This window comes from Pseudomonas huaxiensis, assembly GCF_003231275.1.
GTDB classification, from domain to species: Bacteria; Pseudomonadota; Gammaproteobacteria; order Pseudomonadales; family Pseudomonadaceae; genus Aquipseudomonas; species Aquipseudomonas huaxiensis.
Window position 1 is genome coordinate 18599 of the sequence record NZ_QKVL01000053.1, and the last position, 15802, is coordinate 34400.

A 15802-nucleotide genomic window follows, 5' to 3' on the forward strand; every position below is an offset into this window, starting at 1 on the left:
CGTCAATACGGTCCGGGCGTTTTTCAAGGTGCGGTCGAACGGTCAGGCCTGGATGTACACCACATGGGTGTGGGTGTACTCGTACAGCCCGTGCTTGCCATCGGCACCGCCAATACCGGACTTGCGCGTCCCGGCATGGAAGCCCTGCATGGCTTCGAAGTTCTCGCGGTTGATGTAGGTCTCGCCGAAGTCCAGCGAACGGGTCGCCTGCAGGGCCGCGCTCAGGCTGCCGGTGTAGATCGATGAGGTCAGGCCGTATTCGCTGTCGTTGGACAGCGCGATGGCCTCGTCGAGGTCATCGACAATCTGGATCGGCAGCACCGGGCCGAAGATTTCCTTACGCATGATTTCCATCTCGGCGGAACAACCGGCCAGCACCGTCGGCTGATAGTGGAAGCCCTGGCCGAGATCGGCCACCGCGCCGCCAGTAATCACCTGCGCGCCCTGCCCGCTGGCGGTGCGGACCATCTGCGCCACCTTGTCCAACGCTGCGCGGTTGATCAGCGGCCCCATGTCCAGGCCACTTTCGGCCAGCGGGTCGCCATAACGGGTGGCGGCCATGGACGCGGCGATCCGTTCGATAAACGCATCGGCCACCTTGCGCTCGACATAGACCCGCTCGGCGCAGTTGCACACCTGCCCGGTGTTGATCACCCGCGAGGCGGTAATGGCCCGGACCGCCAGATCCAGATCGGCATCGGCCAGGACGATGGCCGGCGCCTTGCCGCCCAGTTCCAGGTTGAGCTTGGTGATATTCGGCGCCGCAGCGGCCATGATCCGCGAGCCGGTGCCGACGCTGCCGGTAAAGCTGATCAGGTCGATGCCGGGGTGGCTGGTCAGCGCGCTGCCGACCGTGGCGCCGGTACCGCAGACCACGTTGAACACGCCCGCGGGCAGATCCGTCTCGGCCACCAGGCGGGCGAACTCGAAGCAGTTGATCGGGGTTTCTTCGCTCGGCTTGATCACGATGGTGTTGCCGGTCAACAGTGCCGGCGCCATCTTGCGGGCGATCAGGAAGAACGGGAAGTTCCACGGCAAGATCCCGGCAACCACACCCAGCGGTTTGCGCAGCAGGAAGATGCTCTCGCCGGCCCGGTCACTGCTCAGCACTTCGCCTTCCAGGCGCCGCGCCCACTCGGCCATGTAGTCGAGGTAATCGGCAGTGAAGTTCACCTCGACCAGCGCCAGCTCCAGCACCTTGCCCTGCTCGGCGGTGATGACCCGCGCCAGGCGCTCGGCATGCTCGCGCACCTTGCTGGCGATCTTGCGCAGGTAGCCCGCACGTTCGATGGCCGGCCGCAGGGCCCAGGCCTTCTGCGCCTGGCGCGCGGCGGCGATCGCCTGTTCGACTTCGGCGCTGCTGCCCTGGGGCACACGCCCGAGCAACTGGCCGTTGGCCGGGTTATGCACCTCGATCAGCTCGTCGCTGGCGACGAAGGCATTGGCGATGTAGTTCTGATAAATGGCGTCACTCATATCCGCGTCTCTCTTGTCAGGGGCTTATTGCTTGGCGCTGAACTGCTTCCAGGCATCGCCTTCGTTCTGCAGGTCGTGGGACCGCTTGATCAGGTACTGATGGATCTGGTCGACCTGCTCGGGGGTGAAGGCATCGGCAAACGACGGCATGCCATCGGGCACACGGCCGCCGAACAGGATCCCGAGGAACATCTGGTGTTTCTCTGGCGTCAGCTTGCGCAGGTCGGGCAATACGCCGCCGCTGACCGCGTGGATGCCATGGCACTGCGAGCAATAGCCGTCATACAGCTTGGCGCCGGCTTCGATGGAGGCCGTGTCGTTGCTCAGCGCAGGCGGTTTCGGGGTGTCGGGACGCGGTGCCGGCTCTTGCAGCTTGGCGGTGCCGCCAATCTTGTAGGTCAGCACCTGGGAGAACGGCTGCACCCCGGCCCGCAGCGACAGCGCCCCGGCAAAGGTGGAGAACGCCCCGCCCCAGCCGGCCATGAAGGTCACGTACTGTTCGCCATCGACGCTGTAGGTGATCGGTGCTGCCATCACGCCACTGGCCGCCGGTTGCTCCCAGAGCTTCTTGCCGGTGTCGGCGGCGTAGGCGATGACGCGGCCGTCGGCGCTGCCTTCGAACACCAGGTTGCCGGCGGTGCTCAGGGTGCCGCCGTTGAAGATGGTCACGTAGGGCACTTCCCAGGCTGGCTGCTGCTTGACCGGGTCCCAGGCGATCAGCTTGCCCGACCAGCCTTTGGCCATGTCCAGCAGGCCGTCGACATTCTCCGGCATCATCCCGGTGCGCAGGCCCAACTGGTACATGCTCTTGAACGGGTTGCGCTTGGGCGCCTCGGGAATGTGCTCGTAGTAGGCCGACATGATGTGCGCCGGGATGTACACCAGCCCGGTGTTCGGGTTGTAGGACATCGGCTGCCAGTCATGGGCGCCCCAGAAGGCCGGCGTCACCAGCTTGCGCTTGCCGTCTTTCCAGTAGGCGGCGTTTTCGTCATCGACGATCGGCCGGCCGGTCTTCATGTCCATGCCCTTGGTCCAGCTCTGCGGCACGATGCCCTTGGCCGAGAGCAACTCGCCGGTGGCACGGTCGATCACATAGAAGAAGCCGTTTTTCGGCGCCTGCATCAGCACTTTGCGCGGCTTGCCGTCGATGGGCAGCTCGGCAAGGATCATGTGCTGGGTCGCGGTGTAGTCCCAGGCGTCGCCCGGAGTGGTCTGGTAGTGCCAGACGTATTCACCGGTGTCGGCGTTGACCGCAACGATCGACGACAGGAACAGGTTGTCGCCCTTGGCCTGGCTGCGCCATTTCGGGTCCCAGAGCGAGCCGTTGCCGACGCCGATATACAGCAGGTTCAAATCAGGATCGAAGGCAAACGAGTCCCAGGCCGTACCGCCACCGCCCTGTTCGACAAAAGCGTCGCCGTGCCAGGTCTTGGCGGCGATTTCCATGCCCTTGCCTTCCGGCGGCAGCTTGGGGTCGCCCGGCACGGTGTAGAAGCGCCAGGCTTCCTTGCCCGTTTCAGCGTCATAGGCGGTGACGTAGCCGCGCACGCCGAACTCGGCGCCGCCATTGCCGATCACCACCTTGCCGTTGACCACCCGTGGCGCGCCGGTAATGGTGTAGCTGCGCTTGTGGTCGGCGCGGGTATCGACCGACCAGGCGAGCTTGCCGGTCTTGGCGTCGATGGCTTCCAGGCGGCCGTCGAGCACGCCGACATAAACCTTGCCCTTCCACACCGCCACTCCGCGGTTGACCGCATCACAGCAGGCTTCGCCGGCGCGGTTGCGGTCCGATTGCGGGTCGTATTTCCAGATCAGTTTGCCGTCGCGGGCATCCAGCGCATACACCACCGAGAACGGCCCGGTGGTGTACATCACGCCATCGACCACGATCGGCGTGGCTTCCACACCCCGGTCCAGATCGAGCTTGTAGCTCCACGCCAGGCCGAGCTTGTCGACGTTCTGATCGCTGATTTTGTTGAGTGGGCTGTAGCGCTGCTCGTCGTAGGTCCGCCCGGTGCTCATCCAGTTGCCGGGTTCTTTGTCGGCGGCAATCAGGCGCTTGCTGTCGACGTTGGCCGGCAGCTCCACGGCCAGGGCCGGCGTGGTGGCCAGGCTCAACAGCAACGCGGCAGCCAGGGATTTCAAGGGAATACCGGCGACGGTCGAACGAGCGCCGGAAAGCGAGGCATGGCCAATCTGTCTCATGGGGTTAGTCCTGTTCTTATTAGTGGCGCGATCATTTCGCTGCGCACAAGGGACAGAGCAACGGCTATGCCAGATTGTTGTGGTCGGGCTGGAGGCCTTTGTTTACGGGGGTTCTGAGGAAAAGCGGGAGCGCTTTCGGGGGGAATGAAACGCTACAGGTGTAGCGTCGAACGCTACAGCGGCAGGACAGGTGTAGGAGCGAGCTTGTCGGGGCGCCGAACCGTCGCGATGCTCGACCTCAAAGTCGCTAAAGATCTGTCGATTAGCGCATGGCCGCCAGCCACCGCTCCGCCACCTGCCCGAAACCCTCATTCCAGAGCGGTTCTGCTGCTCCGGCAGCAGCCTTTACGCACTTCGCTGCTGTCACGGAAACACCTGATTTCAAAGGTAAAAACCCGAATACATTAATAAGTTAATAAAAACAGCCAGTTAGACAACCCTCGTACAAGCTGGCACACGCTCTGCAATGGGGCTTTGCAACGGATCAACAGTATCTGACTGCCCACTTGCAACGGAGCACTTATGCCTACCTGGAACTCACTCAACCCCATTTCTCGCGGCCTGCTACAGGCCGGGCTGTTCGCCAGTGCGCTCAGCAGCCTGCCGCTACAGGCGGCCCAGACCGGCGAAAACGCCACGACAGAGGACACCCCCACCGCCGCTCCAGCCCTGAAGACCGTCACCGTGACCGCGCAACGCCGCGAGCAAAGTGTCCAGGACATCTCCAACGCCGTGAGCGCCATCAGCGGCGAGGACTTGCAGAAGACCCCCACCGACTATGTCGGCAAGGCCCTGACCTTCGTGCCCAATGCCCAGGCCAAGAGCCCGGACGGTGATGACCGGCCGCGCTGGTACATCCGCGGCGTCGGCACCGGCGACGTCGGCGCGGCCACCGTATTCCCGGTCGGGATCTATGCCGACGACGTCTACCTGAACGCGCCCCTGGCCGGCGCTGATCCGTTGTTCGACCTTGAGCGCATCGAGATTCTGCGCGGCCCGCAAGGCACCCTGTATGGCAAGAACACCACCGGCGGCGCGGTCAACATCATCAGCAAGAAGCCGTCGTTCGATACCGACGGCTACGCCACCCTCGGCTACGGCAGCAAGAATCAGAAGATCGTCGAAGGTGCCCTCGGCGGCGCGCTGATCGACGAACGCCTGGCCGCCCGCGTCTCGCTCTACACCAAGGAGCGCGACGGCTTCATCAAGAACACCAACCTCGACAAGGACCACGACGCCATCGACCGCGAAGCCATTCGCGTGCAGTTCCTGGCCAAGCTCAACCCGGACCTGGAAGCGCTGTGGAGCATCCATTCGAGCGAGTCGCGCGGCAACGCCAACGGCCTGCTGCCGGTCGGCCGCTTCCCCTGGCTGGGCGGCTACACCCGCGCCAACGACCGCAAGCGCTACCTCGAAGCCAACGTCGACAACAAGTCCAAGGTGCAGCACGACGGCACCTCGCTGACCCTCAATTACGCCCTCGGCGACTACACGCTGACTTCGATCACCGCCTTCGACCAGACCCGCCAACGGGCCATCAGCGACGATGACCTGTCGCCGGTCGAAGGTGGCCGCGCCTATGCCAACAACAACTGGAAGCAGTACTCCCAGGAGTTGCGCCTGGCCTCGCCGACCAGCGAAACCCTGCGCTGGATCGCCGGCGCCCACGCCTTCCACGAAAAACTCGAGAGCCAGTCGGCAACCTCGATTGTCGACAGCGGACCGGGCGCCGCCGAGTACTCGGGTGTCAGCTACGAGCACGGCAACACCAGCTATGCGCTGTTCGGCAACCTGACCTACGACTTCACCGACGCCTTCAGCCTCACCGGCGGCCTGCGCTGGACATCGGAAAAGAAAAACATCGACCTGGACCTGCAGCAGTACACCGGCGACGGTTTCGCCGGCGACTGGTGGGACCAAAGCTCGCTGCAGAACGCCAACGCCGTCACCCTCGCCGGCCTGACCGCCAACGGCAATGCCAAGCGCGACAAGCACTGGAGCGCGGTCACCTATGACCTGACCCCGGAATACCGCATCAATGACAACCTGCGGGTCTATGCCCGCTACGCCAAGGGCTTCCGTTCCGGGGTGTTCAACACGGGCCTGGCCAACAGCCTGGAGCAGTTGAGCACGGTCGATCCGGAAGAGCTGCAATCCTACGAGCTGGGCCTGAAGTCGGAGTGGCTCGGCGGACGCCTGATCGCCAACGCCAACGTCTTCTACTACGACTACGACAACATGCAGGTCAACGCCACCACGACCACCGCCAACGGCAGCATCGTTTCGATGCTGGTCAACGACGCCGAAGGCAAGGCAAAGGGCGCCGAGCTGGAACTGCAAGCGCGACCGATCGACGACCTGCTGGTGCAGTTCAGCGCCTCGTTCCTGGATACCGAATTCACCGGTGACCGCTGGAAAGGCAACACCTTCGTGCGCTCGCCGCGCCATGTCTACGCGCTGGGCGCCGACTACCGCCTGCCGCTGGACATCCCCGGCAAGATCAACATCGGCGGCGACGTGCGCTACCAGAGCCGCGAGTACTTCATCTCGGCACTGCAGGACTCGCGCTGGAGCAACCTGTACCAGGGCGGCTACGCCCTGGCCAACGCCCACGTGACCTACGCCACCGCCGACGACAAGTACAGCGTCACCGGCTACGTCAACAACCTGGGCAACAAGCAGTATCAGGTCCACGGCATTTCCCTGGGCGGCGGCAACGCGCCGTACTGGGTCGCCTACGGCGAACCACGCACCTCCGGCGTCGCCGTCACCGCTCGCTTCTGATCCGCCCCGCGGCGCCGGGCCCATGGCCCGGCGCACAGCCCAGGCGAGGACCGCCATGCCCCTTACACGCAGAACCCTGATCACCCGGGCGGGAGCCCTGGCGGCGGCCGGCCTGTTGCCGCTGCCGGCCCAGGCTGCCGCGCCCTTCACGCCACTAGCGCCCAGCCAGCAAGGCAAACAGCGTTCGGTCGCCGTTATCGGCGCCGGCATCGCCGGGCTGGTCGCGGCCCATGAACTGAAAAACGCCGGTTTCGACGTGACCGTACTGGAGGCGCGACAACGGGTCGGCGGCCGCAGTTGGACCCTGCGCCAGGGCGACGTCGTCGAACACCTCGATGGCCAGCTGCAGAACGTTCGTTTCGATGAAGGCCAGTACTTCAATCCGGGACCGGCACGGATCATGTCCCATCACCTGACCCTCCTTGGCTATTGCCGCGAGCTGGGGGTCGCCCTCGAACCGCTGGTCAACGACAGCCGCAACAGCCTGCTGCTGCTCGACCCGGCGCGGCCACCGGTGTCTACCCGACAGGCACGCCAGGACTTCAAGGGCCGCCTGAGCGAATGGCTGTTGCAACAACCACTTCCGGCGCCTCACGCCGAGGCGCTGCGCTCGCTTCTACAGACCTACGGCGATCTCGACGGCGCCGGCCGTTATCACGGCTCGCTGCGCGCCGCCGACGTCGCCTTCCCGGTACCCGGACAACCCGCGACCAGCGCCCCGGCGCCGCTGGACTGGGCGCAATTGCTCGACCCGAAATTGCAGGCCGCACTGGTGGAAGATGCCGTTCCCGAATACGCCGCCAGCATGTTCCAGCCGGTGGGCGGCATGGACCGCATCGCCCACGCCTTTGCCCGGCGACTCGCCGGGAACATCCGGCTCGGCGCCGTGGCCAGTGCAATTCACACCGATGAACAGGGCAACCGGGTGCAGTGGCAGGAAGGCGTCCGGCACCACGATCAACGCTTCGATTACCTGGTGCTCGCGCTGCCGTTGCCGCTGCTGGCGCGCCTGCAACACAACCTGCCGGCCGCGGTGAAACAGATCATCGACGCGCGGCAAAACGAGCACGCCAACAAGGTCGCCTGGCAAGCGCCGCGCTTCTGGGAGCGCAACGATCACATCTACGGCGGGCTATCCCGACCGCACGACGACGCGCAATTGCTCTGGTACCCGAGCGACCGCTTCAACAGCGCACAAGGAATCCTCATCGGCGCCTACAACCAGGGCGCGGTGGCACGGCGCTTCGCCGAGCGCTCGCCGGCCGAGCAATACGCGCTATCCCGCCAGGCGGTGGAAGCCCTGCATCCCGGCCAGGGCGCCCGGCTGCAGACCCCGGTGGCGGTGAACTGGGCACGCATCCCCTTCAGCGAAGGCTCCTGGCCGCTGGAGCACGACGCTCCACCACCCGCCGTGCTCTCGCGCAATCACGGCCGCACCTGGCTGGCCGGCGACGGCATTGCCTACGGCGGCCAGGAAGGCGCCGCCAACTCGGCCCGCCACGCGGTCGCCTCGATCCTCAGTCATGTTTCCCGGGAGTCCGCATGAACCATCCCGCTTCACGCGATCCGAATGCGCATATATCGCTGGCCCTGCTGTTCGGCCTGGGGGTGGTCTGCGTGCTCGACAGCATGATCGTCTCCGCCTTGATCACACCGCTCAAAGCCCACTTCGGTGCCAGCGATGAAGAGATCGGCCGGCTGTCCTCGGCGGCGACCCTCGCCGCCCTGCTGGCCGCGCCCGTGATGGGCCTGTTGGCCAACCGTTTCGGCCGCAAGGCGGTGCTGATCGGCGGCGCGGTGCTGTGGAGCGCCGCGTCGCTGGCCTCGGGGCTGGTGTCGGGGTTCGTCGCGCTGCTGCTATGCCGCATGCTCACCGGTATCGGCGATGCCGCCTACAGCGGCGTGGCGCCAAGCTGGCTGGCCGACCTCTACCGTCCGCGCTGGCGCAACCTGCTGTTCTCGCTGTACATGCTGCGCAACAAGCTTGGCTCCGCCGCCGCCCTCGGCCTCGGTGGCTGGCTGGCCGCCGAACACGGCTGGCGCAGCGCCTTTCTGGTCGCCGGGGTGCCCGGCCTGCTGCTGGCCTTGCTGCTGCTCAGCCAGCGCGAACCGCGTCTGGGTGCCAGCGAGCAGGTGACCACGCCGCCACCGCTGCGCAAGGGCCTGGAAGTGTTCCGCTATCCCGGTTACTGCCTGCACCTGTTGGCGCTGCTGTTTTTCTACACGGCCATGAGCACGCAGATGTGGATCCCCGCGTTCCTCTACCGCAGCTTCGCCCTCGACAACCAGCAGGCCTCGGCGTTTCTCGCCCAGGTGCTGCTCTTCACCCTGCCGGTGGGCCTGATCGGCGGTTACCTGTCGAGCCTCTGGCTGCGCCGGCATGCCTGGGGTTTCCCGGCGTTCATTGCCAGCACCTCGCTGATTGCCGCCGGGTTGTTCCTGCAGGCCTACACCACACCGTCGCTGACGGTCTGCAAGCTGGCCATCGCCGCCGGCACCGCGACCTTCGGTTTCAGCGCCGGCACCCTCACCACGCTGGTGGTGGAAAGCGTGCCGGCGCACCTGCGCACCAGCGCGGTGTCGTTCTCGGTGATGCTCGGCATCGGTGTCGCCGGCATGCTCGGCCCGGAACTCATCGGCCGCCTGTCCGACGCCTTCGGCCTGCACAACGCCCTGCGCGTCGCCCCCGCCTGCTACCTGCTGGCCGCCCTCACCTGGATGGCCATGACCCTGTATCTGCTGCGCACAGCCCCCCTTTCCAACTCGACCGATGAGGTACCCGCATGACCCGTTCTTCAGACCCTCGCCAGCCCCTGCCACTGCGCAGCCATCAGCCCTACCCGAGCGACTGGATCGCCCTGGCCCGCGAGCTGGGCATTGCCTTTCGCAAAGGCGCCGCCGAGCGCGACCAGCAAGCCACGCCGCCGGTAGAGCAGATCCGGCAGTTGCGCGAAAGCGGGCTGGTCAACCTGTTCTACCCGGCCCACCTCGGTGGCGGTGGCGGCAGCGTGCGCGATGCTGCCTGGTCGGTGCTGGAAGTGGCCCGTGGCGACGGTTCGATTGGCGCGCTGCTGGCGTTCCATTTCTACAACTCGGCGGTGCCGCTGTTTCACGACTACAGCGACGGCAACGCCGAAATCGTCCGCCGTGCCACGGACAACCGCTGGTACTGGGGCAATGTCACCCAGTATGTCAACCGCGAATTCTTCGCCACGCCCCATGCCGACGGCGGCTATGTGCTCAACGGCGTGAAAAAGTGGAACACCGGCGCACCGCTGGCCGAGATCACCACGGTGCTGGCCGAGCACGCCGACCGCACGCACTTCATCTACGGCTACCTGCCCACCGACCGCGAAGGCATCCGCTTCGAGCAGGACTGGAACCCCATCGGCCTGCGCGGCGCCGACTCGAGCACCGTGATATTCGACAACGTGCGCCTGCATGCCGATGAAGTGATCCCGTGGAAGCATCAGGGCGCCCAGCGCAGCGTGCTGCCGTTCTGGACCACCTTCGGCGCCGTGTACTACTCGGCGGTCTACCTCGGCTCGGCATTGGCCGCCCTCGATACTGCCCGCGACTACGCCCGCAACGACCGCCGCCAGACCCTGTCGCCGGGTGCCAGTTCGCTGGCCGACGATCCGCTGGTGCTTACCCAGTTCGGCGAACTGTGGAGTCGTGTGCAGGCTGGCCTCGGCTATTTCGATCGCGTCATCGCTGAGCTGCAGGAAGGCTGGGACAAGCGCCTGGAGCTGGATGACGACGCGGTCGGCCGGCTTACCGCCCGCGCCCTCGCCCTGCGTTCCCACAGCTCGGCGCTGGCCCTGGAAATCACCCCGCGGCTGTTCGACTTCCCCGGCGGTCGCGGTACCCAGCGCGACAAGGCCTTCGACCGTTTCTGGCGCGACGCCCGCACGCTGTCGTCCCACGACCCGCTGATCAACTCGCTGCACGCGGTCGGCAACTACGCGCTGAACAACACACCGCTGCGCTACGGCTCGCGCTTCCCGACCGAAGGAGAACGCCCATGAGCGGCATCGTCGACTGGCACACCCACTGGCTCTCGCCACGCACCCTGGAATTCCTGCGCCAACGCACCCAGGCCCCACGCATCGTCCGCGATGAAAACGGCGGTCTGGGTTTCGAGGTGAACTCTTCGGTGCTGGTCGAGACGCTGCCCATTGGGTCGTCCTTCCATGATCCGGCCACCCGCCTTGACCATATCGAACAGGCAGGCATCGCCCATCAGGTGATTTCCTGGCCGACCACGCTGGGCGTCGACGCCGCGCTCGACGCCGATGAAGCCCGAGAGCTGTTCACCCTCTACAACGACGACCTCGCCGAACTGGTGCGCCAGCACCCGCAACGCCTCAGCGGTCTGGCCGTCTTGAGCACGGCCGACATCGCGTGGTCGGCCCGCGAGCTGGAGCGTGGCCACCGCGAGCTGGGCCTGATCGGCGCGGTACTGCCGGCCGGGGCGTTTCTCAACCTCGAAGGCGCGCGCCGGCTGGCGCCGCTGTTCGCCGTGGCGCAGCGCCTGGGCAGTCATATCTACCTGCATACCGGCCTGGCCCATCCGAGCATTCCTGGCCAATGGGCGCACCCGCCCGCGCCAGACGCCACCCACGCACGCTGGCTGCTGGAGTCCACCTCGCAGTTCGCCGCAGCGTGGATCACCCTCGGCCTGTCGGATTTCCTCGACGATTACCCCGACGTCAGCGTGCAACTGGCGATGCTCGGCGGCCTGCTGCCGACGCTGCTGGGCATCATCGAGAAACAGGCGCCGATCGAGCGCATTCGCCGCCTGTATGTGGACAGCGCGATCCTCGGCACCGACCCCGACACCCTGGCCCTCGCCGTCCGCCACCTGGGCGCGGAGCGCATCCTGTTCGGTTCCGATTACCCGCTGCAATCGAGCGTTCAGGTATTGCATACCCTGCGGGCCGGGCGTACCGACCGCACCACCCTCGACACCCTGCTCGACAGCGGCCAGGTGCTGCTTGAGCAGATTCGCGAGAGGCAAGCCCGATGAGCGCCAACGACCGTTTGAACCTGACCCGCTGCCCGGCGGTACCCACCGCCTCGTCACTGGCGTACCAGTTGGGCTACTTGCAGGAAACCTTCGCCGACGAGCCCGGCCTCGACATCGAATACGCCTCCGTCGGCTTCACCGGCAAACTCGACTACGCCCACCATGAACGGCTCTGGCTGCGCCATGCCGGCCATGCGCCCGCTGTCTGGGCGCGCGCCCAGGGCGTGGCCAGCCGCGTGGTGGCGCTGGCCTGGCTGGAGGGCTCCTATCCGGTCTTGAGCCTGGCCGGCTCCGGTATCGATGCGCCTGTCGGGTTGAAAGGCAAGCGCCTGGGGATCATTGGGCAGCGAGAGGCGAAATTCGACCTGATGATCGCCCAGCAACTGAAAATCTACGCCACCACCCTGGCCGAGGCCGGGTTGACCCTGGACGACGCCGAACTGGTCTACATCGACCGGCAGGCCAATGAAGGCGGCCCCTCCGCGCGCAAGCGTGACCACTTTATCGATGATGCCCGGGTGCTGGCCTCGAACCTGATCCTCGGACAGGTTGACGCGATCATTGCCCGGCTTCCCGAAGAGGTGGCTAGCTTCGTCGATGTCCAGACGGTCTACGACAGCCAACGCCATCCCGACCCCCGCGCCCGGGTGCATCCTTCGGTACTGCGTGGCGTGGTGGTGAGCGAGGCATTGCTGAGCGAACACCGCGAGCTGGTGGTGCGTTATCTGGCGCAACTGCTGCGTGCCGGTGACTGGGCACTGGCCAACCCGGAAGCCACCGTGGCGCTGATCGCCAAGGACTACCACGTCCCGGAGGCTGCGCTGGCGGGCAGCTACGACAGCGTTGCCGAAGGCATCCAGCTACGCCTGGACCCGGACATCGTCGACAGCCTGCGGGTGCAGAAGGATTTCCTGCTGCGCCACGGCTTCATTGCGGCTGATTTCGATGTCGACAGTTGGGTCGATCCGGAGCCGCTACGGGAAGCCCGCCTGTTGCTGGCGCGAGAACAACAACCCGCCTGAGGTGACGGCTAGCTCCGGTCCCAATCCACCGCGGAAAACTGCTCGACGAGAAAACTGATCATGGCCCTGACTTTCGGTGCCAGGTGTTTTCGCGTCGGGTAGACCGCATAGATCCCGAGCTCCACCGAGCGAAACTCGGGTAGCAGTTCCACCAGATCGCCTCGACGCAAATCCTCGCCAATCATGAAGCTGGGTTGCAACAGGATCCCGCCACCCGCCAGGGCGATGGCGCGGCAGGTGTCGCCGTTATTGCAGCGCACCACTGAGCGGGTGGAGACCTGCTGCACTCCGTTGGGTCCGTCGAATTTCCACTGGTTGCCCATCGAGAAATGGCTGTACGCGATAACGCGGTGCCGGGCCAGGTCAGCAGGCTCGACAGGAGCGGCATGGTGCTTGAGATAGTCGGGCGACGCGCACAGCCTCATGCGCGTGCCGGCAAAGCGGCGGCCAACCAATGTCGAGCTTTCCAGTTGGGCGATGCGCACGGCCATGTCGAAGCCCTCCTCGACAAGGTCCACCTGCCGGTCGTTGAGGCTGATATCCAGCTCTACGTCCGGATAGCGGTCGAGGAAGTCGGCCCAGATCGGTGCCAGGTGCAGAATGCCGAAACTCACCGGGACGTTGATTCGCAGTACCCCGGCCGGTACGCCCGCGCCGAGCGCCACGGCGCTTTCGGCTTCATCCATCAGGCTCAGCACTTCACGGGCCTGGTCGTAGAACAGCTTGCCTTCTTCGGTCAGGGACAAACGCCGAGTTGTGCGCTGCAACAGGCGCACGCCCAATCGCTCTTCCAGGGCGTTGACGTGCCGGGAAACGGCCGCCTTGGACATGCCGAGCACGTCCACTGCGCCGATGAAGCTACCCCTGTCCACCACGGTGCAGAACACCTGCATTTCCAAAGCGCGATCCATAACTATCCCAGTTTTCGGAACGATGAATGCCATTCAAGCATGTTTATCTCTTTTTCTGCTTCAGTAAGCTGGTAGCCGTTTCTGAACACACCGAAGCAGAAACACGGCCACCCTCTCGACCGAAGGCATCGGACAATGATTACCCTCAGCTCACTTGAACTCGACCCCAACTCCGGCCTTCAACTGCGCCGGGCGGGCAATCTCACCGCTCCCCAGGGACGCTTGTTGCTGCTTCATGGCGTGGGCTCGAACGAAGAGAACCTTGCGCCATTGGTAAGCAAGCTTCCTCCTCAACTTGAAATTCTGCTGGTGCGCGCCCCACGGCAGCTTGGCCCTGGCGGATATGGCTTCTATCAGGTGAGCTTTGCCACCGGTAAACCGACGTTCGAGGTCGACCACGCGCAGGCAAGTCGCTTGCAGTTGATCGCGCTGCTGGAGGGGTTGCCGCCATTGCCGACCGTCATTGCCGGCTTCAGTCAGGGCGGGATCATGAGCGCTGGCGTAGGTCTCAGCGCGCCGCAACACCTGCGCGGCTTTGCCTTGCTCAGCGGCCGCATGCTGGAAGAATTCGCACCGAGCATTGCGCCGGCCATCGCGCTTGAAGGCCTTCAGGCATTTGTCGCGCATGGCCACCGGGATGGTGTTCTGCCTGTGGCCTATGCGCGCCAGTCGCAGGCATGGCTTGAGCGGCTGGGTGTTGCTCATGTGCTTCGTCTGTATGACATGGCTCATGAAATTTCTGATACGGAGCTGTCGGACTTCAGTCAGTGGCTCAGGTCTGTTTTGAATGTGAAGGGGTGAGTTGCCATTAGGCGGTAGATCTTCAGCGCTCTCAAGATCGAGCGCCGCTTGCGCGGCGCATCGCGACGGTTCGGCGCCCCGACAAGCTCGCTCCTACAGTGGTTTGCAACACGCCTATGTCGTCAGTCAATGGTTGGCCGCTTTGTTTGTATGACGCGGTATCAAGCCGGCCCGAACAGGCCATGGCACGTTGCAGCGTGCGTCGTTTTTGTAGGAGCGAGCTTGCTCGCGATGCGCAAGCGGCGCTCGATCTCAAGGGCACTAGCCCAAGGCAACCTCAAAACGCGTAAGCCACCTGCGCCCACACCCGTGGCTGCCGCTCGCTATCGCTCTGCTCCGAGTGATCACCAACCGGCCAGCCCGCCAGCGCACTGATATTCCAGCTCCCCGCTGCCCACCCCGCACCAAAGCCCGTAGCAGAGAGCCGACTGGGCGCGGTACCGGTGGTCCAGCTCGGTGTATTCAAGCGCGCTTCGCCGTGATCGGCAAAGGCAACCAGTTGCCAGGTATCGGTCAGTGCATAGCGCAGTTCAAGATTGGCCAGCCAGCCCCGATCACCAAATGCGGCGGTCTGGTAGGTGGAGCGCGCACCGAAAACGCCGCCGATATAGAGCTTTTCCGAGTCGTCCAGGTTGTCATCCGACCACTGCCCCTGCACTCGAACATACAAGGCCAGACGCCCCCCCAACTGCTGCAGGCGCGCGAGGCTGGCACGCAGCACGCTGAAATGGCCCGGGTCGGCCCTGCCGACCAGTGTCCAGGGCGATCCGTCGATATTCAAACTGCCCTCGCTCCCGTTCAGCGCAAGGGTGGTCACGGCGCCATCCAGCAACGGGTCGCGAGCCTTGGCGGAAAGGCCGTAATTGAGCACGCGGGAGCGCTTTTCACTGTTTATGCCCAACAGCCCGGACTCATCCTGCAGGTGCTTGTCGTCGAACTGCAGTTGGGCCTTGAGGCTGAACGTGTGGTTTTGCAGGAGCGGCTGGATGATGAATGCGCTGGCAGTACGAGCCTTGCCCTTGGCCGCGAGGACTTCGAGGTCATCGCCCAACTCATAGGACAGGTCCGACAGGATGATGCCCAGCCGGCTGGCCCACGGGCCAACCTCCAGATGGTAAGTGCCCCAGTGGTAATGACCGGCCTCGGCCGAGCCCATGCTGCGCAAACTCAGCAGGTCGCTCTGGTCAAGCAGGCCGTGCAGGTTGATGGCGCTGGCAAGCCGGCCCTGATCGTCTTGGCCACCGAAGTTGTCCAGCGCCACGCCACCACTGAAGAACGGCATCGCGCTGAGGTCATCCGGCGGATCGTAGGCAGTGTTGCCCAACGTAAGGCTGCTGCGCGATGGCAGGTCGGGGATTTCCTGAAACGGCAGCAGACCCGCCCCAGTGCCGTTGGCGAGGCAGGAAAACGGAACGACGCACAATGCGAACAACAGGCCGGGAGCCAGGCGCATACGGGAATACCGGGATGATTTTCAGGGGGGCGAGGCAAGATATGGCTTTGTGCTACCCCTGCGCAAGCCCCGCTGACACGATTCCGCCGCCCCGGAATCGCGTCAGCGTCAGGTCCGGGTC

At 65.0% G+C, this 15802-nt stretch carries 11 protein-coding genes; 7 read left to right on the forward strand and 4 right to left on the reverse strand.

From position 1 onward, the window contains the following. Positions 1 to 42: 42 nt before the first annotated feature. Together aldA and DM374_RS29215 are read right to left on the reverse strand one after the other, a co-directional pair. Positions 43 to 1476, reverse strand: a complete 1434-nt coding sequence (gene aldA / locus DM374_RS29210; RefSeq protein WP_110973032.1) for an aldehyde dehydrogenase — start codon at positions 1474 to 1476, stop codon at positions 43 to 45. A 24-nt stretch (positions 1477 to 1500) separates the two neighbouring features. Beyond that, entirely contained in the window at positions 1501 to 3681 is a 2181-nt protein-coding gene (locus DM374_RS29215) for a PQQ-dependent dehydrogenase, methanol/ethanol family (protein ID WP_110973033.1), read from the reverse strand. Positions 3682 to 4203: 522 nt separating this feature from the next. On the opposite strand from DM374_RS29215, the gene DM374_RS29220 reads away from it, so the two are divergent. Genes DM374_RS29220 through DM374_RS29245 form a run of 6 tightly spaced genes read left to right on the forward strand, consistent with a single transcriptional unit; the run spans position 4204 to position 12516 of the window. Beyond that, positions 4204 to 6465 carry a TonB-dependent receptor gene (locus tag DM374_RS29220; RefSeq protein WP_110973034.1) on the forward strand — a complete coding sequence of 754 codons (2262 nt, stop codon included), beginning with the start codon at positions 4204 to 4206 and terminating at the stop codon, positions 6463 to 6465. A gap of 55 nt (positions 6466 to 6520) precedes the next feature. Beyond that, entirely contained in the window at positions 6521 to 8011 is a 1491-nt protein-coding gene (locus DM374_RS29225; RefSeq protein ID WP_110973035.1) for a flavin monoamine oxidase family protein, read from the forward strand. Beyond that, a complete protein-coding gene (locus DM374_RS29230; RefSeq protein WP_110973036.1) occupies positions 8008 to 9252 on the forward strand; it encodes an MFS transporter in 1245 nt (414 codons plus the stop codon). Before DM374_RS29225 ends, DM374_RS29230 begins: the two co-directional genes overlap by 4 nt. Beyond that, positions 9249 to 10493 (forward strand): acyl-CoA dehydrogenase family protein, encoded by a 1245-nt coding sequence (locus tag DM374_RS29235; protein ID WP_110973037.1) that lies wholly within the window; start codon positions 9249 to 9251, stop codon positions 10491 to 10493. The genes DM374_RS29230 and DM374_RS29235 overlap by 4 nt, the downstream gene beginning before the upstream one ends. After that, positions 10490 to 11494, forward strand: coding sequence for an amidohydrolase family protein (locus DM374_RS29240; RefSeq protein WP_110973038.1), 1005 nt, complete (start codon positions 10490 to 10492; stop codon positions 11492 to 11494). Before DM374_RS29235 ends, DM374_RS29240 begins: the two co-directional genes overlap by 4 nt. Next, a complete protein-coding gene (locus DM374_RS29245; RefSeq protein ID WP_110973039.1) occupies positions 11491 to 12516 on the forward strand; it encodes an ABC transporter substrate-binding protein in 1026 nt (341 codons plus the stop codon). The genes DM374_RS29240 and DM374_RS29245 overlap by 4 nt, the downstream gene beginning before the upstream one ends. 8 nt (positions 12517 to 12524) lie before the next feature. Here the strand turns inward: DM374_RS29245 and DM374_RS29250 are convergent, their stop codons facing one another. Then, the gene (locus tag DM374_RS29250) at positions 12525 to 13427 is read right to left on the reverse strand and encodes a LysR family transcriptional regulator (protein WP_110973040.1); all 903 of its coding nucleotides are present in this window, start codon (positions 13425 to 13427) and stop codon (positions 12525 to 12527) included. 135 nt (positions 13428 to 13562) lie between these two features. Here DM374_RS29250 and DM374_RS29255 point away from each other — a divergent pair, with 135 nt between their 5' ends. Further along, on the forward strand, positions 13563 to 14228 hold the full coding sequence (locus DM374_RS29255) for an alpha/beta hydrolase (RefSeq protein ID WP_110973041.1): 666 nt from the start codon (positions 13563 to 13565) through the stop codon (positions 14226 to 14228). A 277-nt stretch (positions 14229 to 14505) separates the two neighbouring features. On the opposite strand, the gene DM374_RS29260 is transcribed toward DM374_RS29255, so the two are convergent. Further along, the gene (locus DM374_RS29260) at positions 14506 to 15681 is read right to left on the reverse strand and encodes a ShlB/FhaC/HecB family hemolysin secretion/activation protein (RefSeq protein WP_110973042.1); all 1176 of its coding nucleotides are present in this window, start codon (positions 15679 to 15681) and stop codon (positions 14506 to 14508) included. Positions 15682 to 15802 lie beyond the last annotated feature (121 nt).